Origin of the sequence: Paenibacillus sp. FSL H8-0280, from assembly GCF_045040665.1 — a bacterium.
GTDB classification, from domain to species: domain Bacteria; phylum Bacillota; class Bacilli; order Paenibacillales; family Paenibacillaceae; genus Paenibacillus; species Paenibacillus xylanexedens_A.
The window spans coordinates 4,215,609-4,238,145 of record NZ_CP150296.1; the positions used below are offsets into that span (position 1 = coordinate 4,215,609).

A 22,537-nucleotide genomic window follows, 5' to 3' on the forward strand; every position below is an offset into this window, starting at 1 on the left:
TTTCTCCCTTCAAATGGATTCGAAACGTTTCGTGTATATGTTATCATAAATTTCCCATTTCCGTAAACAAGAAAATGAAACGCTTACAAATTCTATATATATTATGGATCAACGATAGATATTAACTCGAAACGTTTCATTATTGAGGCAACATGAGAGTAGCACACGCAGGATAATATGACGTATTAGTCCGTATGAAGGTCTGTTATATTCTAAATTGAAAAGAAAAAAGCCTGACTCCATAGGAATCAGGCCTAATCCTTTCTCGTACCCATTCTGAACCGTCCTATGTTGCTACAACTATTGTTCCACAATACTCGCAGTCCGTTGATTGCTTGGGAAGCACTTTTACCTTCGCCCCACACCCCGGGCAACTTACTGAAATAGGCCTTTGTGGCTCTTCTACTTTTTCTTCGACCTTCTCTTCAGCGTCTTGCTTATCTGAAAAATTAATCTCTGTATAGTTAATGGTATTATGACTACTGTAACTCACGGTGTTGCTATTGTAGCTTGAATAAGTATGCGGATTCGCATTCTCGCGATCAAGATGACCGCCATAATCTCCCCCATAAAACTTTCGTTCAGGGACATGCTTTTTCTTAACACGTTTTTTCCTAAGCAATTTAATGCCAAAAAACACAAATAAAAATTCAACGATTAAAATTTCAACGACAAGAACTATATTCAATTGATCTACGATATTATCTTCCATAAGTATTCGTATGGGTATAGCTATCGCATAAAACATAAAAAACAGTCCGAAAAACTTCCTTAACAACACATTTCCTCCTTAAAACATCACACTCTACCTAGCAGTGTATATTACAACTATCCGTAAAAGAAGTCATTTAGTCAGCTACACGGTTTACGAGATCCTCATCGTTGTTCCGCAATATTCACAATCCGCAGACGAAGTAGGATATACCCTTACCTTGGCTCCACATCCTGAACAATTCACGGCTACAGATTCGTGAGGTGCCTCGTCATATTTCACACGATGCTGATCTTCCTGATCTTGCTTATCATTAGAATCGTAATGCTGATATGGATTAGTCTTAGAATGAGATTTAGGTCGACCACACATTTTAATGCCTGTAACAAGTACGATAACACCAGGGATAAAAAGAATAATTGTACTGATAATGGCCGTTTCTGTTCCTTCGGATATTAATATTAAAGATAACAGGATCGTCACGGACGAAAGGATAATGAATAAAATGCCAAAAAATTTCTTCACCGCGTTTCCTCCTTAAAACATCATACTCTACCTAGTAGTGTATATTACAAGCATCCGTAAAAGAAATCATTTAGTCAGCTACACATTTACGAGATTCTCATCGTTGTTCCGCAATATTCACAATCCGCAGACGAAGTAGGATATACCTTTACTCTAGCTCCACACCCTGAACATATTAAGGATAAAGGTTCTTGAGATTCCTCGACTTCTTCATACTCCTCGTGATAGTTACCTCGGTCATATTGCACATTACTACTAGAATCGTCATCATAATGTTGATCGGCTTTAGGTTGAAATTTAGGTCGACCACACATTTTAATTCCTATTACAAGCAAAACAATTCCACTAACAAAAAGTACAAATGCATTAATAATTGCCACATCAGTTCCCTCAGATAGTTCAAATAAAGAGAACATAATTGTTATACATGAAATTATAATAAATATAATCCCAATTTTCTTTTTCAAAGTTTATCCTCCTGCAATTTATGATTTACTTATCAAGATCTGTTGATTGCGCTCTTTCAAACGGAACTTTAACTGGGATAGTTGCGAAGCAAAACGTTCACTATTTACCAATTCCCCTGCTTCGTACTGATTTGCAAGTTCACTGTTCATCAATTCAATGTCCATCAAGATCTGGCGGTCATTTTTCTCAAGGGAATCCGGTGTGATCGGGTCACTATACTTTACAAGTTCAATTAATGATTCAACGCTTTTGCGCTCCTCTTCCACAGTTAGGACGGGATGTTGCACCATGGTATGAAGCAATTGTTGTAAAGCTTTTTCGATTAATTGTAAGTTTGCGATTTTTGTATGTTCATCTGTTTCATGACGGCGCGCACTCTGAATATAGATCATAATGATTCCGCACAAAATAATTGCGATCGCAATCGTTACCGTGTGTAACAATACGAACCAACGAAGCGCATGATCTGCTGAACCTGTTAATAACGTGTAGATCATCACACAAATCAGATAAATAACCAATACTACTCCTAACGCTGTGTAACCTGGAACAAACCGTTTAAACCGATCCATATTTTGCATGATGAACCGTGCGTAGATCCAAATAGCCGTAATCGCTACATAAGAAGCAACGAGATTCATCCAAAAAGAAAACGATAGTAGCGCATGATTAAACAGCGTAAAAGAAACGATCGACGATACTAACATGCATATTAAATAGACGACATCCAAAATCAAGAGATTGCTCCGTTTTACCATCACTATGCCTGTCCTCCTTCTTGCAGATTGTTTCCGCAATCGAGACAGAACTTCTGGCCTAGTTTTACTTCATGTTGGCACCGACTACATTTCAAGCTCAAACTTGTGCCACAGTTGCCACAGAATTTTGTATGACCGGAATTCATATGGTTACAATTTGGGCATGGGCTAGGCATCGGTTGATGACATTGGATACATTCCAATGCGTTCTCCGCATTATCCGCCCCACATGAAGGACATGCATGGTATTTGTCACCACAGTTAGGACAGAATTTGGTTCCCTTTGGCAAGGCATGTCCACAATTGTTGCAATCTGTTGTTGCTACCGATTTTTCGGCTAATGGATTGCCACATTTGCTGCAAAAAGAGCTGTTCTCCTGGTTCGGATGATGACACTGCTTACATATACTTACTGCAGGCGTTTCCTTAGTAGACATCACTTTAGACATCTGGGACATCTCGCTACTGAAAGAACCCCCCAGACCAACCCCCATGCCCATACCAAGCCCTGCGCCCATGATGTCTGACTGCATGCTTCCTTCATTCTTCGCTGCACCTTCAAGCGTATCAAACGAACGTTCTTGCTGATATGTGTAGCCAATGATATCCATCTCAGCTTTGCGTGCCAACGCTTCTCTTAATCGAATGACGGAAGGGTCTTCTTCGGGCAGATTGACATTGTGAATATACAGGTTAATTAACTCAATACCAAATTCTTCAAAAGTAGAAGCTACCGTATCTGCAAAATGTCGTGATATCTCGGCGATATATGCATTGATCTCCAAAACACTTACTTTTCTATGTATTAGATATGATGACAACATGGAGTTAATATTCATGATAATCAACCCACGGAAGTAATTAATCATATTAACTTGGTTAAACTCAGGCAGTGTTCCCACAAGTTTGACCAAAAATTTTCGTGAATCCGAAATTTTAATTCCCATTTGTCCAAATGTTCTTACGGGAACAATAATATTATACTTGGGATCCTGGATCTGAATTGGATTCGCCGTTCCCCATTTAACATCCAATGCACTTACTTGATTGACATACCAGACTTCTGCTGCAAAAGGTGACTTTCCTCCGAACGGAAGGTTAACGAGTCGGTTCAAGATCGGGATATTCGCAGTACTCAGCGTATGCCTTCCGGGTCCAAACATATCAAGTGCTCTTCCATCCTTAAAAAGAATTGCTTGTTGAGATTGATTCACAATTAACTGGGTCCATGTTCCCAGTTCAGTCTCGGGATGTTTCCATGCAAACACATCAGGTGAGCCATCATACTTAATTACGTCAATAATCGCCATGTTCAATTCCTCAATTCAGTATTAGATTACTATAATTTACTAAAAAGTTCTTTTGCTAAAACACTGATTCTACAATATTTCCTATATTTAATTATCTTTCATCTACTTGTTCCATGTTTAGGCATTGATATTTTACCATTTCTAACCTTAATACGCACTAACATAGTTCATTTTTCATATGATATTTTTCCTATATTGGCATGTTCATAATGGTAAAAACCTCTTCCATATGTTCATAGGAAAGAGGTTAACTATATAACTACAAGTTGTGAAAAATCAAATATTAGCTTGAGTATCCACTCTCGATCATAATCAACGTCCCAATTTTGAAACCACTCGCAAAAGCCTCTTTTGAATGTATAGAGTGAACTTGATCCATCATATCAAACAATACCTCCAACTGTTTAAAGTCATCCTCCGAAAGCTTTTTCTGAAATTTTTCGATATAAACTGTAATCTCCTTATTAATAGATCGATACTCCGAATCTTTAGGAACAATATTCTCCTCTGGTCTCAGGTTACCGTAATATAATTCTTCTATTATATTTCCCACATCACAGCCCCCTTTCTCTTATACATGTCTGGTACTCTTCTCCTGACAATTATATAAGATTGACAGACAATACTGGGGATTTATGCGATATTCGCATGGGTTTCTTATCGCTTTCATCGAAAATCGCATTTTACATGCTTGCTGTAACATAATAATGTAGCGCTTGTTGAGCCCTACCTCGGGAGTATGCTACGATATGGACACCTATTTCTACAAAATCCTATAACAAATCAACCGCACAGAAAGGACACTATGAATCCTCCATCACTGTCATCCAAGTTACAACAGATCGTTCCACCGCTGGATCTGCGAAGCTGCCTCGTCAGCGTACGCGGTGAGATCATATACGAACACTACCGCAACCAAGAGGCTGCGACCGATATTGCAAAAATCAATTCATGTACCAAGAGTGTGCTGTCCGCACTCATCTGTATAGCGATGGATAAAGGCTTGTTGCCAGAGGCATCAACCCCAATCTCCACCTTTTTTCCACAGTTGACATCCGATCCTGATCCTCGCAAACCAGCGATCACACTGGAACAACTGCTTACCATGACAGCTGGATTCAACTGGGACGAGTTCGGCGGGCAGAATTCATTCCCTCGCATGACCCGCACCGATCATTGGGTGGATTTTGCGTTGGAACAACGCCTAAGCCATGTACCCGGTACATATATGGAGTACAACTCTGGAGTATCACAGATCCTATCCGCCATCCTGATGCAAAATGCAGGTATGAACGTAGCCGAGTTCGCAGAACATTATCTTTTTGACCCGCTGGGAATTAAGGATTATGAATGGGAAAGGGACCCTCAAGGTGTACATACTGGCGGATTTGGTCTTAAGATGTTACCCGTAGATCTGCTGAAATTCGGTCAGCTCTTTCTACAACAAGGGATGTGGGAAGGGCAGTCTCTCATTTCAAGTGATCTCGTATCCCGTTCTACGCAGCCTTTCATTACGGTCACTCCACCAAATCACGGCAGTTATGCTTGGCATTGGTGGGTGGATGTCTATCCAAATGAAAAGTCTGCCGCTGAAGATATTGCTGCTGTAGACGACAAACCCAATCTCCATTATTATTACGCGCGAGGATTTGGTGGTCAGTATGTATATATTGTCCCAGAGCTCGAACTTGTTACGGTGTTAACCAATGACAAACGAAAGAAAGAGAAACCTCCGCTGGATGTTTTCCCTCGTTTAATCGCTCCTGAACTATGGAAAATGTTATACATGTAAGCCGTACTTTAATCTTGTTCGACCCATGGTTAGACCAATGAACCCTCAACCTGTTGTAGGATAACCAACCCATAGGCTGAGGGTTTATTCGTCATACGAATGCCTCTTCGATGGCAACCGTGATTGGATACGGACCAGACTCTTGATTCGAGAGCACAACCAGTTGTAGATCATAGTCTGGATACACGGAAGACATAAACGACACCCCTGGATCAAAGCCCATGACATGAAATTTGAAAATCTCTTCCCCCTTGTGATCAATCCAGATCCCCTGCCCATAGTGCTCTTCATCCTCTTGATGAGCGTGTGGAGTTAATAACTGCCGTGTTGTCTCTTCATTCAACAATTGGTGACCCCGCAAAGCATCCCAGAATCGAATCATATCCGGTGCTGTAACATAGGCTCCACCATCTGATCCACCTTTGACAGGAATGGAGAACATATTGGTGTTCCAGGAGCCGTCTTCATGATCGATATACCCTAAAGCTGTGTTGCGCGGAAGCTGATCTGTTACGAAATAACCGGAGTCCTTCATGCCACAACTTTTGAAAATATGCTCTTCCACATAATCTGTAAACGACAGTCCTGAATGTTGTTCCACGATAAGCCCCAGCACAATGAAACCCGCATTATTGTAATGAAAACGTTCACCCGGAGCAAACTTCATTGGCAGATGCTGAAACATGGGCAGAAAGTCACTTAATCGCCGCATCGCGTAGACGGGTCTGTCTTTCCACAATTCTGAAAAGTCATCCATCACTTCTTCATCGAAATAATCTGGAATGCCTGCTGTGTGGGTTAACAACTGCTGGATGGTGATCCCTTCGTCCCACAGTGGAAACTTCACATCCAACACATCATTCAGCTTGGAATCAGCAGATAACTTACCGGCTTCAATTAGTTGGCATATACTCACTGCCGTGAAGATCTTACATCCTGATGCAATGCCAAAGCGTGTATCCACCTGATTGGCCAGCTCTTCACTACGATTCGCATAACCACGTTTCATATTCAAAAGGGTTTTCCCGGCTTGCTGGAGCAATACTACACCCGAAAAATTCACGCGTTCCATGACTTCTTCTACTTTTGTTGTCAGCTCTACTGCATTTAACATTTTGTTGTTCACCTACTTGTCTATGTATTCATCACATTACATTCTCATTCTTAATTCTTCGTCATATCCTGCATACCTGCCAAATTTTCATAAAAAGAAGGATTACCCCCTTATAAAAGGAAATAACCCTTCTTCAGACAACGTAAGATTAAGTTTGACAAAGCATACTCAAATGCTGTTCGATCACTTGTTCCACTCGTTTTACCGTAAGTCTATCTGGCTGCATTAACATATGAATGGCGAGTCCATCCACAAGAGCATATAACTTCTCTATCTCCATCTCGGCATCCAGTTCAGGATGTGTCATCCCCTGCTTCTGCAACTCCTGTATTACCCATTGAACCGATCGATACATCCCCTGATGCATCTGATCACTTAACTTTTTTAATTCGGGGTACACCAATAATTTGGCTGTAAACGAAAACCAGACCTCCATTTCCATCATTCTATCTTCGTCCAACGGGAGAAATTGCAAGAGCAGATTCTTCATATCCTGCAGTACAGATCCACTCATCTGTAACGCCTCCACCCTTTTCTGTACCCGCTCTGCAAAAAGATTCATACAAAAGGTGAACAATTCGGCCTGTGTGGCAAAATAATGACGCATGGAGCCTACAGATAGTCCAGCTTCCTTCGCTATATTCCGAACTGTAGCATGCTCCAGTCCGTGCTCTTGTATGACCCGGATTGCTGCATCAGCAACGATTTTCCTTTGAGCTTCATGATCTACGATTTTTGGCATGACAACATTATACACCAAACTTCTCTTTTAGTAATACACTGTGCCATAATACTTTTTAATACATTGTACTAAATAAAAAAACAGCTGTAGGAGAGGAATTCATAAGACCATGCATACAACTATCCCCGCCTCAAAACGTAAGAAATTCAAATTTTCCATCTTCATAATAAGGCTGTTCTGCACAATGCTACTACTGATAGGTGCCGCTTTCCTCTATGAGTGGTTTGCTTCATCACAGGCCAAAAAGGACTTTCCACCTCCAGGTACGTTAGTTCAAGTCGACGGTTACCAACTACACATGCATAAACAAGGCAATGGTTCACCGACCATACTCATGGAGGCTGGAAGTGGTGAGACCAGTTTGTCGTGGAGGGACATTCCTGCGGAACTAGCCCAACATGCAACGGTAGTCACGTATGATCGCGCAGGATATGCCTGGAGTGAATCTGCACCCACAGAACGTACAGGTGCAAATATCGTCAAAGATTTACATGCAGCTCTGGAGAAGGAGAATATCCGCGGCCCTTACATTATGGTAGGTCATTCCCTTGGGGGTATGTATGCCAGACTCTTCGCACAGACTTATGCAAATGAGGTTCAGAGCCTTGTCCTCATTGATGCGAGACCTGAGGATGATGAACGGGATACAAAGGCTTTGTTGGAACAGGCTCAGTTTCAGGGAAACCCGCCTGCCTCCTTATTATCTTTACTGAAGGTATCTGGCACTTTCAGATTATTTCCAGACTTTATGCTTGATGGTCTGGTTGCCAAGCAAGATCGGGATACTTTTGTTAATGTGATTGCTACCCCCTCCTATTTTCACGCCAAAGAAGAAGAAGCCCTCCACGCCCATTCAACAGAAGATGCGATTCGTGGCCAAAGTCTTGGATCGATCCCTGTACGTATCATTGCACGCGGCCGTCCTCAAGACTATGCTCAAGCAGGGATTCCGGTTGAAATTGGGCAGAAGCTCGAATCCTTATGGCAATCGGGACAGCGTAATATGTTGAATATATCGAAGGATAGTCAGCTCATCATGGCCACCCGCAGTGGTCATATGGTTATTCATGATGAACCCGAACTGGTTGTGAAGACAATCCTTGATTTAATCTCTGATAAGTAGAAGTATTTTTCTTCAGAACATCCTGCGCTCGATACAATGTTAAAGGGCTGTTCCAATAGCCATGAATATGACTTGGAACAGCCCTTTAAGCAATATACATTAAGATTAGATCGAATGAGTTCGGCCTTAAAAAACATACGTTAGCGTAACGCTTGCAGGTCTGACTCAGGACTTCCTGCACTCTTCTTCATTTCACGGGGAGCCCTCATATTGATCAGATAATACAAAGTGGCGTAGATTGTAGTAATAAACGTGCCAAAAAACAGGCAAAACGCCAGAGACGGGCGGCTAACACTTTCGTGCATCAGCTCAATCAGCGTCTCGCGATTCGTCAGTGCATCCCAACTATTCAGTCGATATACACGTCCAAGCAATACCCCATAACTCCCCAAAGCACAGCCAGCCAGTACAAAGATCCAGGATGCCCAGCGTCCAATTCGGTGATAGATCACTTCCTGAAGCTGATACATTGACAGGAAGCCAAGCAAGAGTCCAGTCCAGACAAACATTAATACAACACTCAAGTCGTACCAATATGTGTAGTCCACTCCGTTCCCACCATAATACCGGGAACTTCTCGCTGTCAGATGAATCAAATCCGTAACAATATAAGAAGAGTTCGGGAAAAATAGCAACCACAGCAACCCACTTGCGACTGCAAGCCATGCGGCACCTTTCCATTTCACATCACTTAGAAGATAGGCTGCATAAGAGAACACAAAAGGAATCCAGCCCAAGAACAGATTCCAGATCAGGAAGCGGAAATAACGCTGATCCAGCCAATCTGCGGCTACATAGTACAAACCAAGCGTTACTATTGTGACCACACTTAGGAAAATAAATATGCGAATATAATTCAGTTTTCTCAACGTTTCTGCCCTCACTTGATAAAATTCAATTAGTTTCGAAAATATCGGATGATTTCTTCTTTATTCTTTTCCACACGCAAATTCAATCCTCGTTTATCCTTTAATCCATACTGCTGTAATTCATGGCCTGGATCAAGCACCAACGGTTTAGTCGCCACATCAACCAGCAAGTCCATCGTCAGTTGATAGGTTTCCCGTAACTTGTCCATAGGCAGAGAAGATTCATACCGTTTGATCAGCTCAATCAGACGTTCAGCATACACAAGACGAACCATACTGTCCGCACTCTTCAACTGTCTTGAAGCAAATGCTGTAATGCCCTTAATTATACTTGGTTCTGTCCGATGTTTGGCAATCAACGCAAGTTCATCCACCGCATCCCAATTCATGATAGACAGCTCGGAACTTAATTGTTGAATCCGCTCCCCTATCCATTGTTCCTCTAACTCTTGGGCTACGTCCCATCGCTTATAGTCGGCATATACGCCTTCTCGATGCATCTGTATAGCGCTCCCGTAATGTTTGACGAACAACTCCTTTGCTACACCCCAATCGGTCTCTTCCATCTTAACCACCACCATGCCTATTCCTATTTGTGCGTATACTCCTAACATATTACATAAACTTACTACTCTCCAAGCATACTATAGAAGTTGAACTATACATTTGCACGAGAACGCAGAGGACAGAAACAAACTACAGAAGCGAAGCGTTCGCATTTATCACCGGATTTTCACCTTTGTAAAATTGAATTAAAAATCTGGGGATAACAGCGATCGGAAGGTTGTTCTGTCATCGGAGTGGCAAGTGTAAATATTCTTTCGTTCAGCTTATATAGAATCATACCATTTACCAAAGGAGAATCAAATTTACAATGAATCCAAATTCCATGAACCCTCAGAATGCAGTACAACCCACATTGAACACCAATCCAAATATCAGTCCTAACATGAATCATGGTGGTCATGAGATGTTCGATGTGCATGAGATTCTGTCCTCCACCATTAACGTGCTGGACCAATATATGATCTTTCGTACATTTGTGCAGAGCCAGGAATTGATTGGTATTCTGGACCGGCAGTACAATTTCATATTATCCCAGTACAATCTCACAGCAGAGTGTTTTGCATCCGGACAGAAGCCTCATCAAGAGACGGCAACCTATATGATCCCCAACATCGTACCACCGGTATATGGCCTTAAGCCATCAGCACCAAAAAAACCAAACCAGAGCTTGGCCGATGTAAAGGATGCCGGGATTAGCGCTCATATGCTGGGACTGATCAAGTCACATGCGAGTCTGCTCGGCATGTCCTGTAGCGAGATCACAAATGGAACGGTTCGCCGGGTCATCGCTTCGCAGATCCAACATTTTATCGAGATGGCCTATGAAATTTTCATGTTCCAGAATAAAAACGCGTATTATCAAGTACCTCAGCTCACTCTAAGTGATACACAACAGATGCTTCAGGCATACATTCCAGCAACCGGAGCACCTCAGATGCCTATTAACAATAAACCACTCCATTAATTAGAAAATAGAGTGCGATTTCCCAGAACAGTCTCTTCAACCCACCAGGGGTATAAGGGGCTGTTTTTTTTGATTATTTGCAATCATTTTCCTACTGAAGACTCTTGATTCGCTTACCAGAAACTGGTTTAATCAAAGACAGAACTCATATTCAACATACGGATCATACATATAAAATACGGTAAAATGCAGTTATACGAGAATTCAAATGGCTTTTTATTCATTATGGGAGGTATACGAATGAGATGGAAGCAACCTGCTAAACTTGGTTTACTTGCTATGGCTTTGGGCTGTACTGCCATTGGCTCAACACTTACGACCTCAGTAACACTGGCTGCACCTGTCCCCGATTCCAAAGCGGTGTATCATCAATTCCAAACCTATCGAACAGAAGCAGTGAAGTCCACAGAAAGTCTGGTTAAAGCACGTAAATACCTGATGAATCATATCGATAAAGTCGGCCCTTGGCAGGCCACACTAATGACGCTGCAACTGGAGAACATGCAGAACTTGAAGCTGGCTGATATGGATCAGAAAATGTATACGGAACAGTTTCAACAAGCCTTGTCTCAAGCCCATGAACAACTTGGTTACGAACAAAAGCTTACATTTAGTCGTCTGCTGAAAGAAATTAAAGATTCGACCGTGAAGAAACTTCTGCAGGAAGCATCAGATCTCGGGTTCAAACTAGAAACCAGTGAAGGCTTGTATTACCCCATCATCAATTATGAGATATATCAAAAGTTCAAACCTTTTGTTAAGGCTGATATTGCTGCATACATTGATATTATGGCTACCGAGTCCAACCAAATGACAACTTCAGATGGGGGTATTATCATCCCTTGGAACGAATTAATCCAGCGTGCATTGGAGAAAGAAGCCTTTTTGAACAACTTCCCGAATTCCAATCGCACATCAGCAGTGAAGCAAGGGTTATTTGTGGATTATCTGTTTTACGGAAGTGACAACACGCCTGCATATGATTGGTACACGGACGAAGAAATCCGCACCATGGACCCTGAGGTGAAAAAGGCTTACGAGAAAGCTTTGGCTAAGCGCGAGCCCAATACGGAGAGTGTTCTTCTGGACACTATGGAAAAGATTTTACTGGTTCTCAATCAGAACAATGATGAGCTTACACCTGAAGTCAGAGCAATCATTGAACCAGTTCAACAACAATTTGCTCGTGAATAATCGGATGCTTAATCGCAAAATGTGAATGCAAAAAAAAGCGGCAGTCCTCAAGACAGAGGTTGCCGCTTTTAAATTTACATATCAAGTCCTTACGTTTGAATCAAAGAGTTGAAGCGACTATTGATGTAAGTTTGTTCGGATTTACGACGAGATACACGCCCTCAATCCGCTCTCCAGAAGCGTCCAACTCCAAACAGAGTACCTCAGACAACTGCCCTTCTTTCAGCAATGCGAGTTGAAGCTCGCCATTGATCCACATGGGCACCCATTCTCTCTCACGCAATCGCGTAAGGACTCGCCGTGAGGTCAGGAGTGCAAGCACACCTTTGTGAACTTTCATTGTTCTCATAACCGTATGCACAACGCCACCGCCATCTGCTGTAAATACAGGCTGATCTGCCAGTAACTCCAGCATGGCAGAGACGTCATAACGAAGGAAAGCCGTTGTAAAACGACTCAGTAATTCACCTTTAGCTATCATATCCGCATCACTCTGCTCAATCGGCGGAAGTCTTTCGGGCAGATTTCGTCTAGCGCGGCTAAAGATTTGACGGCAGTTACTCTCCGTTTTGCCCAGCCAATCCGCTATTTCGGAATAATCATATCGGAACGCTTCACGAAGTACAAAAACAGCCCGTTCCATGGGTGATAGACGCTCCAACATGACCAGATAGGCATAGGAGATCAGTTCTTTTTTCTCCATCGTTTCCTCTGGCATATTCGACTCTTCACTATCACCCATCGGCTCTGGCAGCCACTCACCAACATAACTTTCCCGCTGATTACGGGCGGAATTTAGCAGATTCAAACTTCGATTCACAACCAATCTGGCGATGTAGGACTTGGGATTACGAATATCCTGAGCAGACGTGCTCTGAATTCCCGCAAAGCAATCCTGCACAATATCTTCAGCTTCTACCACACTGCCCAGCATGCGGTAAGCTATTGAAAATGCATATTTTTTATAAAGAATATACAACTCACCAACATCCAGAGAAGACACATCTGGCTCATTGGCGTGGAGATTGGAATTCATAAGAATGGCCCCCTCTGGCATGGTGCGTGTATTTTTAGTTAAAACAACCCGGATACATCCCAGTTGTAATCGCAATCCGGTTCCAGTTATTAATCGTGTTAATGGCCAGGATCAGATCCACCAGTTCGGATTCACTGAAATGTTCACGGACCTTATCGTACAGCGCAAGGGGTACACCGTGCTCCGAGATTCGGGTCACCGCTTCAGCCAGCTCCAGCATAACACGTTCTTGATCCGTGAAGAAAGGCACTTCACGCCACACACTTAGCAAAAGAATATGATCCGCGTAATCTCCCAGTTTCATCAGATCTTTGGCATGCATATCGAGACAAAAGGCACAGCCATTGATCTGGGACACGCGGATTTTCAACAACTCGTATAACACTTTATCCTCAAATTGCCCGGATATATATTGCTCCATCGCCATCATCGCTTTAAATGCGCCTGGACTCGCTACTCTGTAATTCGTTCTTAAATTCATTTCTCATTCGCCTCCGTCATTTGGTTTACATACTGTAGACAAACGACGGCCGGGATCTGTGACATTCTTTGCGAAAATCTTTTTATGCCCACAAGAATGGTTGCTCAACTAACGAGTATTCACACTGAGATTCTGATGTCAGGACAACCTCCATGGAGTCAATAATCAGTAATGGAAAAACATACTGAAAGGTTATTCTCTTTTCTACAATTAACATCTAACCTAAGAAAAATCCGCGTTTTTCCGTATTCATGTACGGTTTTTGCTGTACCGTTTGTGATTTCAACCAAAATTAGGTTGGATATATTGATACTTTGACCAAAAGAGTAGTAACATACGGCTAATCAAGTTAACTTTTCTGACATATAAAAGCGAATCGTTCATCCATATCAGCAAGGAGTGTTTCCTATGATAACTTCCAACGCAAACCATACAATGACTTCCGAATTACCTAGAGGGTGTACGTTCACCGATGAAGACTGGCATGTATTATCCCAATATTGGTACCCGGTAGCCCAAGCAACCGAAGTAACAGACAAACCCCTGGCTGCTCAATTACTCGATGTGAAGCTGGTTCTCTACCGCAGTAATGATCAGGTTGTGGTAGCCAAGGATCTTTGTTTTCACCGCGGGGCTCCACTTAGCAAAGGCTGGGTAGAAAATGGTGAGATTGTCTGCCCTTATCACGGTTTCCGTTATAATTGTGAAGGAAAATGTACCGCAGTACCTGCGCACCCAAGCTCCAAGATCTCGCCTAAGCTCAAACTCATTGTGTACCCGGCAGTTGAACGTTATGGCTTGATCTGGACCACTTTAGCGGGAACGGAAGAACAGATCCCCTCCTTCCCTGGATGGGATGATCCCGATTATATCAATATTTTGCCACCCAACTTTGACATTGCTGGTTCCTCTGGACGACAAATGGAGGGTTTCCTGGATGTATCCCATTTTGCCTATGTGCATACCGAAACGTTTGGTGACCGAAACAACACAGAAGTCCCCCAATACAAAGTGAAACGCGAAGGTAATGAGTTACTGGCCGAGTATTGGAGTACAGTGAGTAACTATGGCAAAGGGCAAGATCTTGTTGCACCTGAAGGTTTCCAATGGCTGCGCGAGTTTCGAGTGTTCCCACCTTTTGCGGCTTCTCTTACGGTACATTTCCCAGGAGACGACAAGCTGAATATTCTGAATTGTGCTTCGCCGATCTCTGCCCGTTATACACGTTTATTCTGTCCCATCACACGCAACTTCGATAAAGATGTTCCGATTGAAGACACGATCAAGTTCAACTTACAGGTATTTGAAGAAGACCGCGAGATGGTCGAGTCACAGAAACCGGAGGATCTCCCCCTTGATCTGCATGCCGAGGCCCATATTCCCGCAGACCGTACTTCAATTGCTTATCGTCAATTATTGACGGAGCTTGGTTTAGGACGAAATTACACATCGTAAATTAAATAGCTGTTCTTCTTCAACCTCAGGCAAATTATCGATGATGGATGTCAGCGCCTAAAAAGTCTTGAAGTACCATCCTGCGGACTCTGGGGAAGGGTAGACCCTTTTCTAAGGAACACAAGGCGTCTTATTAGGCCGTCATGTTCTCTTTTTAGATTGTAAGGAACCTCAGACATTTTATTTCCCAAAATCCCCCGATAAAAACACTTCATACGGCTGTTTATTCTGATATAACGTGTCTCAGATTCTTTAGATTTCTGAGCACGCCTCAAATCCTTGATTAAGACGCCTACGATTCGTTAGCACTCCATGCTCCGGACACGTCCAGGTATGCATCGGCTTTCAGCAGGTTTGAAGACACCTTTAATCAACAAAAGAAGCGTTCCTTTGCGGACGCTTCTTTTGCTATACCTAATTTAACTGAAGTACCTATGTGTATTAGATAATACCTTGCCTCATAAACGTCATCTTTCCTCTTGATTATTCGCATTCACAGGAAGCTCTCTATAATACGGACAACCCGGCTCATGAATAATACGTGGATCAACCCAAGTGCCCCAGTACGGAAGACGGTTTACGTAAGGTTGCATGTTTGGTTGGTTGTTGGGTTGCATGTTTGGTTGTACATTGGGTTGTGTGTTTGGTTGCATGTTTGGCTGTACATTGGGTTGTACATTAGGCATTACGTAAGGCTGATGATTCACATTTGGAGCACCGTTAGAGGCAGGAGCAGTTGAAGGCTGGCAATCTGCCGGCGGGCCAATAATCACTGTTTTTTGAATGGGAGCAAGCGCTTCTTGAACTTTTTTCTCGTCCAGACAGTACGTATACGCCAAAAGTTTTGCAGGTGTAAGACGCAAGGTGTCTGAGCCAAATATCGCTTCAGGAACCGGAGCATCAAAGATTGCGAGTAAGTGCGTATGATCAGCAATAGCCACTTCATAGTGCCACCAGCCTTGAGGAACGTTAGCCACCTGCCCCGGAGTAATCGGGAAATGAAGAAGCTCGTTGGTAAATGGATTAATGAGGGAAACAACTGCCGCACCGCTGATGCAGTATACCAACTCCGTTGCATTCTGATGCGTATGTGGTTCAACCACATTGCCCGTGTTGAGGAAAATATCCAGTAAAGAAACATTGCCCAGTGTGTTTAACTGCTTGATGGAAAGAGCGTTAATATAGTTGTTCTCATCCTTCTTGAATAACGGGTTATTGCTCAAATCGTAAGTAAATTCGGTGGTTGGTAAAGTGTAATCCATGTATGAGGTTGCCAAAATAAAACGCCTGCCCTTCGCTCTCGGTTTAGGTCATAACCTATATGCCAGCTTATGCCCAGCGCCCAGATACGTGAGCCCATTTCCGCCAAGTTATTATCGAACAACAAATAGCCCTGACTCGGACATCCCGAGCAGGGCTCATTGGCTATTAAAATTCTTCTTCGTCGGAGATGTCCTCCCAACTAAGTCCTAATGGAGTACTGTTCAAATTTACACTCTGAAGCCAACTCATTCGCTTGACCATGTCTGGCGTTCCCTCGATCAAACCATTTGTTACACTCAAATAACGTAGTTTCTTTAGTTTCTCCAGTTCAGGCGGAAGCTCACAAATACCCGAGTAGCCTATATCCAGAGTTACAAGTTCGCTCAATTCACCAATCTCAGCTGGAATATGTTTCAGACCAAGATCCGACTTCTCCTTTGGCTTCCACCCGGTAGGAACATGATAAGAACTACCGCAATAAATTCTAAGCTCTCGAAGTTGTTTCAATTTTCCAATGTCTTGGTGAATACCTTCCAAATCCGCCGTCATGATCTCCAATTCTTCCAATGATGTCAGTTCAAAAAGGGCTGGAGGAAGCGTATAAACATCCTGTTCAAAAATCGTCAAACGTTTCAAGTGCTTTAATTCCCGAATACGTTCCGGAATCTCTTTCAAGTAATGTGAACTAATATTCAGCACATCCGTCTGATGTCTAATCGCATCGTCCAGTAAGCAATGAATGTCCTGATGCCGATCTAATCTAAAAAATAACCCAGTGATTCGCTCCATTAGCTCAATCGCTTCTTCTTGTGTAATATGCATGCCATACATATTCTCATGAGCAACAGTGTAGAAGTAGTCACTTCCATCCTCTTGCAAAAAACAAAGATCATCTGGCATTGAGGGATATAACCAGTCATGAAAGCGGTTGGCTTCCTCCTTAAGGATCTGCCCTGATTCCGGCGTGCAACGATATATGTAATAAATCCCCTCTGAATACATGGCGCCACTTTTCATCATCATTTCTTCCATCGTACTGCTTTCAATCAAATACGGATCCAATCTCCGTAACACTGTGGTAACTCTTTCAGGTGTAGCTTCCTCAACATAATTTCGGTCAACCAGCAAAAAACGATCTGCCTTCTCGATCAATTCGTCAATCAACAGTTCATAGGCAGTTCCTCTTGGATCGGTGTGAAAAGCTACGGCTACCATATGTTCCCCCTCATTACTCATTATTCTTCAATCTGCTGTATCACCTGAAACCATTGTGGCATAGGCTGATATCATCAATCCAGTTATTGGAGGCTTGTTACATGGCATACGGCCCTGGTTCAGTATCATCCCCGCAACCTGCGGGTTATCCTTACCCTTATTATCCATCACCTCCGCCACCCTCACCGTATCCTTACCCTTATCCGTATCCATACCCGCCCATCGTTCCTGTTCCACTACCATATCCAATTGGCGGTCCTTGGTGGCATGGTGGATATCCCGGCGGTGGTTACCCCGGTGGACACCCTGGTCATTTCCCAGGAGGTGGCTATCCCGGTGGACCTCACGGAGGTGGACCTGGCGGTCCGGGTGGTCCAGGTGGACACGGAGGACCTCCAGGTGGAGGATTTCACGGACATCGTTTCTTCCACTGGTAATCCGTAATCATTAGACTTCTTCAAAGTACTGGTTCATATCAGATAAAAGAGCTGCTTCGGCAGCTTCTTTATTATTGAAAGAATTGTCTAATCGTGTGGGATTTAATACGTGATCTCATCCATCATCTTCAGATTACGGTTCGACATGCTGAGGAGATCCGTGAAGGTAGGTGTAAGGTAATAGACAAAGTCCGGATCGTGAACGTACATAATAATCTGCCCATACGTCCCTTCATCCGTTGGATCAAAATCGAGCATCAGATACAGTGAACCTCCCGCGATCGTTGCAAAAGGAATCCATGGTTTATGGAACAGGTATGGCTTGATCTCCGGGTCCAGCTGGCTGAGCTCTTCGGCAGAATAATACTCTTCAAGCTTCTCATCCACTTCACAGAAGTATTGTTTGGTCTCTCGAATCTCTTCCAATGACATCAGATAAAAGGGTGTACATCGGCCCTTCTCGGCATCACCCGGGTACAGCACATGCAACCCGTAGCCACTGCCGTCTTTTCTTTGGTAAAAGGTGCGGAAATCGCCAGGTAGCCGGATTCCATACTCCTTTTCGAATAGATCCATACTTTCCTCGGATGCACCTTCCAGATGTTGATATTCTTCAAACAATTGCCGAATCTCGTGATCCTGTATTCTCTCACCCAGCAAGCGATTCAGCTCGTCCATTAGCACGTTTAATGATACATTTGGCTCCAATCTCACCACACCTCCCCTAACTCAGTTCTTCTCTTCGTGTAGATATTGATGATATTCCCAAAACGCTTCTTCCTCTCCGCCGCCTTCAAGCAGAATCATGGCTGCATAAGATAACAAATTAAGCCATTGTTCCATCAACGCCACCTGTTCGTCCGAAATGAGGTTGTTGCTGCGAAGCATACCCTCAGGTTCAACGGCCCAGGCACGTGCCATATGAGTAATTCCCCATAGACATGCCATGACTTCCCGATCCAATGAAGGCTGTGCAAGTTCTGGTGCCAGAACCCGCAGTATCTCCATCAACTCATGAAAATTCTCCTCAATCAAATGTCCACGGAAAGGCCGCAGACTGCCAATAAAACCGTTCTCCATCTTGGGATGACTCAGATCATCATAGGAAAAGGAATGACATTTTAATAACGTTACAGCCTCTTCACGTTCCATTCCTTCACCCCTTTGCAGGTTGTAATACGAACTTACCAGCGCAGAGGTTCTTCTCCACGCCACAACACATATCGCTCCAACTCACGAAGAGTGCCTGTACCGATCCCGTACTCGTCCATTTCTTTGGAACGAAGATCAAGCACATGCAGCATGCCACCATATGTACCAACTGCCAGCTTGGACTGCTCTGGTGATACGGCGAGAGAATAGATCGTACTACCTACAAAATGGCGCCATACTTCCTCTCCCTTGTTATTCACACAATACAGATAACCATATGCATCCCCAAGCACCATGCCCGCCTCTATTTCCGCTGCTGCATACACACGTGCATTCTCATCCATCACTGGCCAATCTTCCTTCGTTTCGTTGCCTGCAATTGATTCCAGCGGGACCTGTATCGTGACCCCGTTATAGAAATGACATGCGTTAAACCAGACGTTCTGGTTATCACCGGTGAATGCTGCATAATGAGGGTAGCTCGATTCTGGATAGAGAGAGTATGTCTTGTTCAGCCGACGGTCCATCACCATATGATTGCTTCCTTGGCTGCCATAGGCAATCCATCTACCATCCCTTGATACAGCTGCATGTCCCATATCTATCTGTGTATCCTCTAGCTCATACTCTTCGATCTCTGCCAGATCGGGATGAAGCAAGGTCACCTGATCTTGCGTTACAAGATATATCCCGTATCTTGAATGAATAAGTAGTGCTCTGCCTTCATCCATAGGTATAAGTCCTTCAAGTGTCCGTTCGGGATGCTCACAGTCCGCAAGTGATTCAATCCGAGGTAATGCCGACTGTATCCGGGCTTGAATATCTTCCCATCGATATGTCGCTATCTCCTGTCCTTCCAACTTGCGATCTGGCTGACGAATGATATGAATCCCATCCGGTCCTGCAAGCGCATAGTCAAGTCCATCCGATGAGCAACCTGCAAAAGTATATGGAGAGATCAACTGCCATCTGTGCCGATCCATCGTATATATCTGACTATTCTCCGTGAAAATCCCCGTATGACATACAATCGTTTCCTCGTTCAGATAACCTACAACTTTGACCGCTTGCATGGAAGCCTGAAACGCCTCGTTCAATGGCCACGTCGCTGCGGGTAGCTCATGTCGAAGCACCTCCACATCACCGTGGAGATTGGCCTGTCTCACCATATGGAATACTTCAGTACTCATTCCGCTTCTGGAGTCTCCCTTCAACTCGGATTCATCCGGTTGCTCTCCCTGCATACTTCTCCGGACAAATGCATTGACATCCCTTGCATAACGCTTGCCTTCATTGCGCCATTGTTCCGAAATGTCTTCCTTTAACCAACTCATCTGTTCCCCTCCACTCTGCCTCTATTCATATGCCGTACAATGATGTGCCTGCAAGAACATACTGATTTCGTTATCCGTCGCCTCCTCCGCACCATTCTTTTCTTCATAGAACAGGGCAACTTCTCTCCCAGCTGCATAGTTAAATCGTAGATATCCTCCCATCGACACCATGAACATCTTGCACATGTACTCATTCTCCAACACAGCGTCCCACTTAAATTCTGTTTTGCATGTATCGGCGAGTTCCTTCATGGAGCTTCCCTGTTCCGTCCCTGAAAAATGGTAAAACGTATGTTTCCGCAACTCATTCCACGGTTCAAAGTATAGTGGAGTTATTGGTTTATCCTGATGGTAAAAACCACAATAGATCCGGTCCAGCGTTTCGCCAAATTCAGTCTCCGTGCATGTCCATAAGGTGATATTCTCATCATGACGCGGTAGCCACAACAGCCCCTCAACTTCCGGATGAACAGCAAGGAAATCTCCATCTACAGAACTGCCGATGGAGATGCACTGCTCAAGTTGCTGCTGACTTATAGGCGAATCATCCGTATGTATCCAAAAATCATATTCCACAAAAGGCTTCAACACTTCCGGGTCCGGTCTCTGCACATTCATCCATCCCGTGTATGTACCTTCCCCATATTGTTCAATCCAGGTACGGTATGATAAAGGTAGCGAGATGGCGTGCTGTTGTTCAAAGTGATCCAGTTCCTCCGCTGGAACCGGCTTAAGTACACGGGATACAATATACATTTTTCGACATCTCCCATCTCAGTTTGGTTCATTCGTTTTCAGAATCTAAGCCAATTCTTCCTGCACAATTCCAGTCCATACTCCTTTACGATTCAGAATGCGAATGGCAAAGGCATCATATCCATCACGCTTGACCTGATCAAAATCCATGCGCTCTCCCGTAATCAGTTCATACGTACCATGCTCATCTACATCTTCGCCAAACTCATCATCCCAAGGCACATTGTAGTAGGCCGTCAACTCTACCTCAAAGATGTCCTCTCCTTCAACATCCAGATAAGGGCGAAGGGGTCTGTCATGTAGTGCTTCTTCCGAATAAGTCTCACATAACATGGCATCATATCCGTGCTTAGCGGCATCAATGATCAGGTAGCGTTCACCCGTGACAGTATGCTCCGCATATACAAGAAGCGGTGTCGAATCATGCCAGGTAATCAGATCATCTTCCGTCAAGTCACCATAATAAAAGATATGGAATTTATCATGTCCGTCACTCGATTGAAGTTTGCCTTTCCACTCCACTTCATCGGATTTAATGACTTCTTCCTTCCTAATTAATCCTTCCAGATAAGCAGGTCCGTGTTGTACACCATACGCATTCATCATCTCGCCTCCGATTTGTTCATTCGAATGGTAACCACTTTGTGTTCCTCATCCACCGTCAGTTTCACATCAATGTTAAGCTTGTCGCGAAATAACGCCGTAATATTGATATACGGATCGCGGGCAGCTTCGCTACTACCGCCACTATTACGGCTCATTCCCTGATGAATGATGGATTCTACCAGCTGTTTATCTCCCTTGCCGGTATTATCGTAGGTGTAGATCACCTGCCCATCCTGATCATACAGATTTAAGACCGTTGCAAAATCATTGGCGTTCTCATACTTTCTTTCAGTCTGCACATAGTTGTGATCCGTATGTTGATAGTTTACAGTACCAGCCAGATACGGATTGTCCCCGCCTGGCTTCACATCATACTCCTTATAAGCCAGATTAAACAGGTATTGGATATGATTCATATCAATCCGGTAATAAAACTGACGGTTATCTTCCTCTTTGTCCATCGCTGCAAAACTGTTAATCAGCGGCCAAGCCCCATAGGACTTTCCATTAACATCAACGGCCAGAGCATAGTCAGATAATACTGTCTCTTTTTGAAATACACCATAAGTCTGTAAAATAAAATAAGCCGGAATCATCAACATACCCAGAATGATTGCAAAAATGCTAAGTTTAACTCGTAGTTTCATGTCTTCTCTCCCTTGCA

26 protein-coding genes are annotated in these 22,537 nt (G+C 43.5%); 6 read left to right on the forward strand and 20 right to left on the reverse strand.

Annotated elements, in window-relative coordinates:
- Positions 1 to 286: 286 nt before the first annotated feature.
- The 6 genes from MHI12_RS18340 to MHI12_RS18365 all read right to left on the reverse strand — a co-directional run bounded on the left by MHI12_RS18340 (position 287) and on the right by MHI12_RS18365 (position 4,326).
- On the reverse strand, positions 287 to 778 hold the full coding sequence (locus MHI12_RS18340; RefSeq protein ID WP_405169976.1) for a hypothetical protein: 492 nt from the start codon (positions 776 to 778) through the stop codon (positions 287 to 289).
- An 87-nt stretch (positions 779 to 865) separates the two neighbouring features.
- Entirely contained in the window at positions 866 to 1,237 is a 372-nt protein-coding gene (locus tag MHI12_RS18345; protein ID WP_341007956.1) for a hypothetical protein, read from the reverse strand.
- Positions 1,238 to 1,323: 86 nt separating this feature from the next.
- Positions 1,324 to 1,704, reverse strand: coding sequence for a hypothetical protein (locus MHI12_RS18350; RefSeq protein WP_278294514.1), 381 nt, complete (start codon positions 1,702 to 1,704; stop codon positions 1,324 to 1,326).
- Positions 1,705 to 1,722: 18 nt separating this feature from the next.
- Positions 1,723 to 2,466 (reverse strand): hypothetical protein, encoded by a 744-nt coding sequence (locus MHI12_RS18355; protein ID WP_405169977.1) that lies wholly within the window; start codon positions 2,464 to 2,466, stop codon positions 1,723 to 1,725.
- On the reverse strand, positions 2,466 to 3,773 hold the full coding sequence (locus MHI12_RS18360) for an SPFH domain-containing protein (protein ID WP_405169978.1): 1,308 nt from the start codon (positions 3,771 to 3,773) through the stop codon (positions 2,466 to 2,468). Before MHI12_RS18360 ends, MHI12_RS18355 begins: the two co-directional genes overlap by 1 nt.
- A 283-nt stretch (positions 3,774 to 4,056) precedes the next feature.
- Positions 4,057 to 4,326: a DUF6809 family protein gene (locus MHI12_RS18365; protein WP_405169979.1), complete on the reverse strand. Its 270-nt coding sequence runs from the start codon at positions 4,324 to 4,326 to the stop codon at positions 4,057 to 4,059.
- A 252-nt stretch (positions 4,327 to 4,578) separates the two neighbouring features.
- On the opposite strand from MHI12_RS18365, the gene MHI12_RS18370 reads away from it, so the two are divergent.
- Positions 4,579 to 5,565 carry a serine hydrolase domain-containing protein gene (locus MHI12_RS18370; RefSeq protein ID WP_405169980.1) on the forward strand — a complete coding sequence of 329 codons (987 nt, stop codon included), beginning with the start codon at positions 4,579 to 4,581 and terminating at the stop codon, positions 5,563 to 5,565.
- 91 nt (positions 5,566 to 5,656) lie between these two features.
- Here MHI12_RS18370 and MHI12_RS18375 read toward each other — a convergent pair whose 3' ends face one another.
- On the reverse strand, positions 5,657 to 6,679 hold the full coding sequence (locus MHI12_RS18375; protein WP_405169981.1) for a serine hydrolase domain-containing protein: 1,023 nt from the start codon (positions 6,677 to 6,679) through the stop codon (positions 5,657 to 5,659).
- Between the two features lie 148 nt (positions 6,680 to 6,827).
- A complete protein-coding gene (locus MHI12_RS18380; RefSeq protein WP_405169982.1) occupies positions 6,828 to 7,421 on the reverse strand; it encodes a TetR/AcrR family transcriptional regulator in 594 nt (197 codons plus the stop codon).
- Positions 7,422 to 7,605: 184 nt separating this feature from the next.
- Here MHI12_RS18380 and MHI12_RS18385 point away from each other — a divergent pair, with 184 nt between their 5' ends.
- Positions 7,606 to 8,544 (forward strand): alpha/beta fold hydrolase, encoded by a 939-nt coding sequence (locus MHI12_RS18385; protein ID WP_405169983.1) that lies wholly within the window; start codon positions 7,606 to 7,608, stop codon positions 8,542 to 8,544.
- A gap of 140 nt (positions 8,545 to 8,684) precedes the next feature.
- Here the strand turns inward: MHI12_RS18385 and MHI12_RS18390 are convergent, their stop codons facing one another.
- Both MHI12_RS18390 and MHI12_RS18395 read right to left on the reverse strand, forming a co-directional pair.
- Positions 8,685 to 9,413 carry a DUF1361 domain-containing protein gene (locus MHI12_RS18390; protein WP_405169984.1) on the reverse strand — a complete coding sequence of 243 codons (729 nt, stop codon included), beginning with the start codon at positions 9,411 to 9,413 and terminating at the stop codon, positions 8,685 to 8,687.
- Between the two features lie 29 nt (positions 9,414 to 9,442).
- The gene (locus tag MHI12_RS18395; protein ID WP_405169985.1) at positions 9,443 to 9,979 is read right to left on the reverse strand and encodes a hypothetical protein; all 537 of its coding nucleotides are present in this window, start codon (positions 9,977 to 9,979) and stop codon (positions 9,443 to 9,445) included.
- A 323-nt stretch (positions 9,980 to 10,302) separates the two neighbouring features.
- Between MHI12_RS18395 and MHI12_RS18400 the strand changes: the two genes are divergently transcribed.
- A complete protein-coding gene (locus MHI12_RS18400; protein ID WP_405173022.1) occupies positions 10,303 to 10,944 on the forward strand; it encodes a spore coat protein in 642 nt (213 codons plus the stop codon).
- Between the two features lie 240 nt (positions 10,945 to 11,184).
- A complete protein-coding gene (locus tag MHI12_RS18405; RefSeq protein ID WP_405169986.1) occupies positions 11,185 to 12,138 on the forward strand; it encodes a hypothetical protein in 954 nt (317 codons plus the stop codon).
- Between the two features lie 100 nt (positions 12,139 to 12,238).
- Here MHI12_RS18405 and MHI12_RS18410 read toward each other — a convergent pair whose 3' ends face one another.
- Positions 12,239 to 13,174, reverse strand: coding sequence for a sigma-70 family RNA polymerase sigma factor (locus MHI12_RS18410; RefSeq protein WP_405169987.1), 936 nt, complete (start codon positions 13,172 to 13,174; stop codon positions 12,239 to 12,241).
- A 34-nt stretch (positions 13,175 to 13,208) separates the two neighbouring features.
- Positions 13,209 to 13,655 carry a carboxymuconolactone decarboxylase family protein gene (locus MHI12_RS18415; RefSeq protein ID WP_405169988.1) on the reverse strand — a complete coding sequence of 149 codons (447 nt, stop codon included), beginning with the start codon at positions 13,653 to 13,655 and terminating at the stop codon, positions 13,209 to 13,211.
- A 408-nt stretch (positions 13,656 to 14,063) separates the two neighbouring features.
- Between MHI12_RS18415 and MHI12_RS18420 the strand changes: the two genes are divergently transcribed.
- Positions 14,064 to 15,110, forward strand: coding sequence for a Rieske 2Fe-2S domain-containing protein (locus MHI12_RS18420; protein ID WP_405169989.1), 1,047 nt, complete (start codon positions 14,064 to 14,066; stop codon positions 15,108 to 15,110).
- Positions 15,111 to 15,577: 467 nt separating this feature from the next.
- On the opposite strand, the gene MHI12_RS18425 is transcribed toward MHI12_RS18420, so the two are convergent.
- On the reverse strand, positions 15,578 to 16,387 hold the full coding sequence (locus MHI12_RS18425; protein ID WP_405169990.1) for a cupin domain-containing protein: 810 nt from the start codon (positions 16,385 to 16,387) through the stop codon (positions 15,578 to 15,580).
- A gap of 151 nt (positions 16,388 to 16,538) precedes the next feature.
- Positions 16,539 to 17,609, reverse strand: coding sequence for a leucine-rich repeat domain-containing protein (locus tag MHI12_RS18430; protein WP_405169991.1), 1,071 nt, complete (start codon positions 17,607 to 17,609; stop codon positions 16,539 to 16,541).
- 80 nt (positions 17,610 to 17,689) lie between these two features.
- On the opposite strand from MHI12_RS18430, the gene MHI12_RS18435 reads away from it, so the two are divergent.
- Positions 17,690 to 18,025: a hypothetical protein gene (locus tag MHI12_RS18435; RefSeq protein WP_405169992.1), complete on the forward strand. Its 336-nt coding sequence runs from the start codon at positions 17,690 to 17,692 to the stop codon at positions 18,023 to 18,025.
- A 102-nt stretch (positions 18,026 to 18,127) separates the two neighbouring features.
- Here MHI12_RS18435 and MHI12_RS18440 read toward each other — a convergent pair whose 3' ends face one another.
- The 6 genes from MHI12_RS18440 to MHI12_RS18465 are packed head-to-tail and all read right to left on the reverse strand — an operon-like array spanning position 18,128 to position 22,520.
- A complete protein-coding gene (locus MHI12_RS18440; RefSeq protein WP_405169993.1) occupies positions 18,128 to 18,733 on the reverse strand; it encodes an SMI1/KNR4 family protein in 606 nt (201 codons plus the stop codon).
- Positions 18,734 to 18,754: 21 nt separating this feature from the next.
- Positions 18,755 to 19,177, reverse strand: coding sequence for a hypothetical protein (locus MHI12_RS18445; RefSeq protein WP_405169994.1), 423 nt, complete (start codon positions 19,175 to 19,177; stop codon positions 18,755 to 18,757).
- Positions 19,178 to 19,209: 32 nt separating this feature from the next.
- Positions 19,210 to 20,511 carry a hypothetical protein gene (locus MHI12_RS18450; RefSeq protein WP_405169995.1) on the reverse strand — a complete coding sequence of 434 codons (1,302 nt, stop codon included), beginning with the start codon at positions 20,509 to 20,511 and terminating at the stop codon, positions 19,210 to 19,212.
- Positions 20,512 to 20,532: 21 nt separating this feature from the next.
- A complete protein-coding gene (locus MHI12_RS18455; protein WP_405169996.1) occupies positions 20,533 to 21,267 on the reverse strand; it encodes an SMI1/KNR4 family protein in 735 nt (244 codons plus the stop codon).
- Between the two features lie 45 nt (positions 21,268 to 21,312).
- Positions 21,313 to 21,873 carry a hypothetical protein gene (locus MHI12_RS18460; RefSeq protein WP_405169997.1) on the reverse strand — a complete coding sequence of 187 codons (561 nt, stop codon included), beginning with the start codon at positions 21,871 to 21,873 and terminating at the stop codon, positions 21,313 to 21,315.
- Positions 21,870 to 22,520 carry a hypothetical protein gene (locus tag MHI12_RS18465; RefSeq protein ID WP_405169998.1) on the reverse strand — a complete coding sequence of 217 codons (651 nt, stop codon included), beginning with the start codon at positions 22,518 to 22,520 and terminating at the stop codon, positions 21,870 to 21,872. The genes MHI12_RS18460 and MHI12_RS18465 overlap by 4 nt, the downstream gene beginning before the upstream one ends.
- Positions 22,521 to 22,537: the final 17 nt, after the last annotated feature.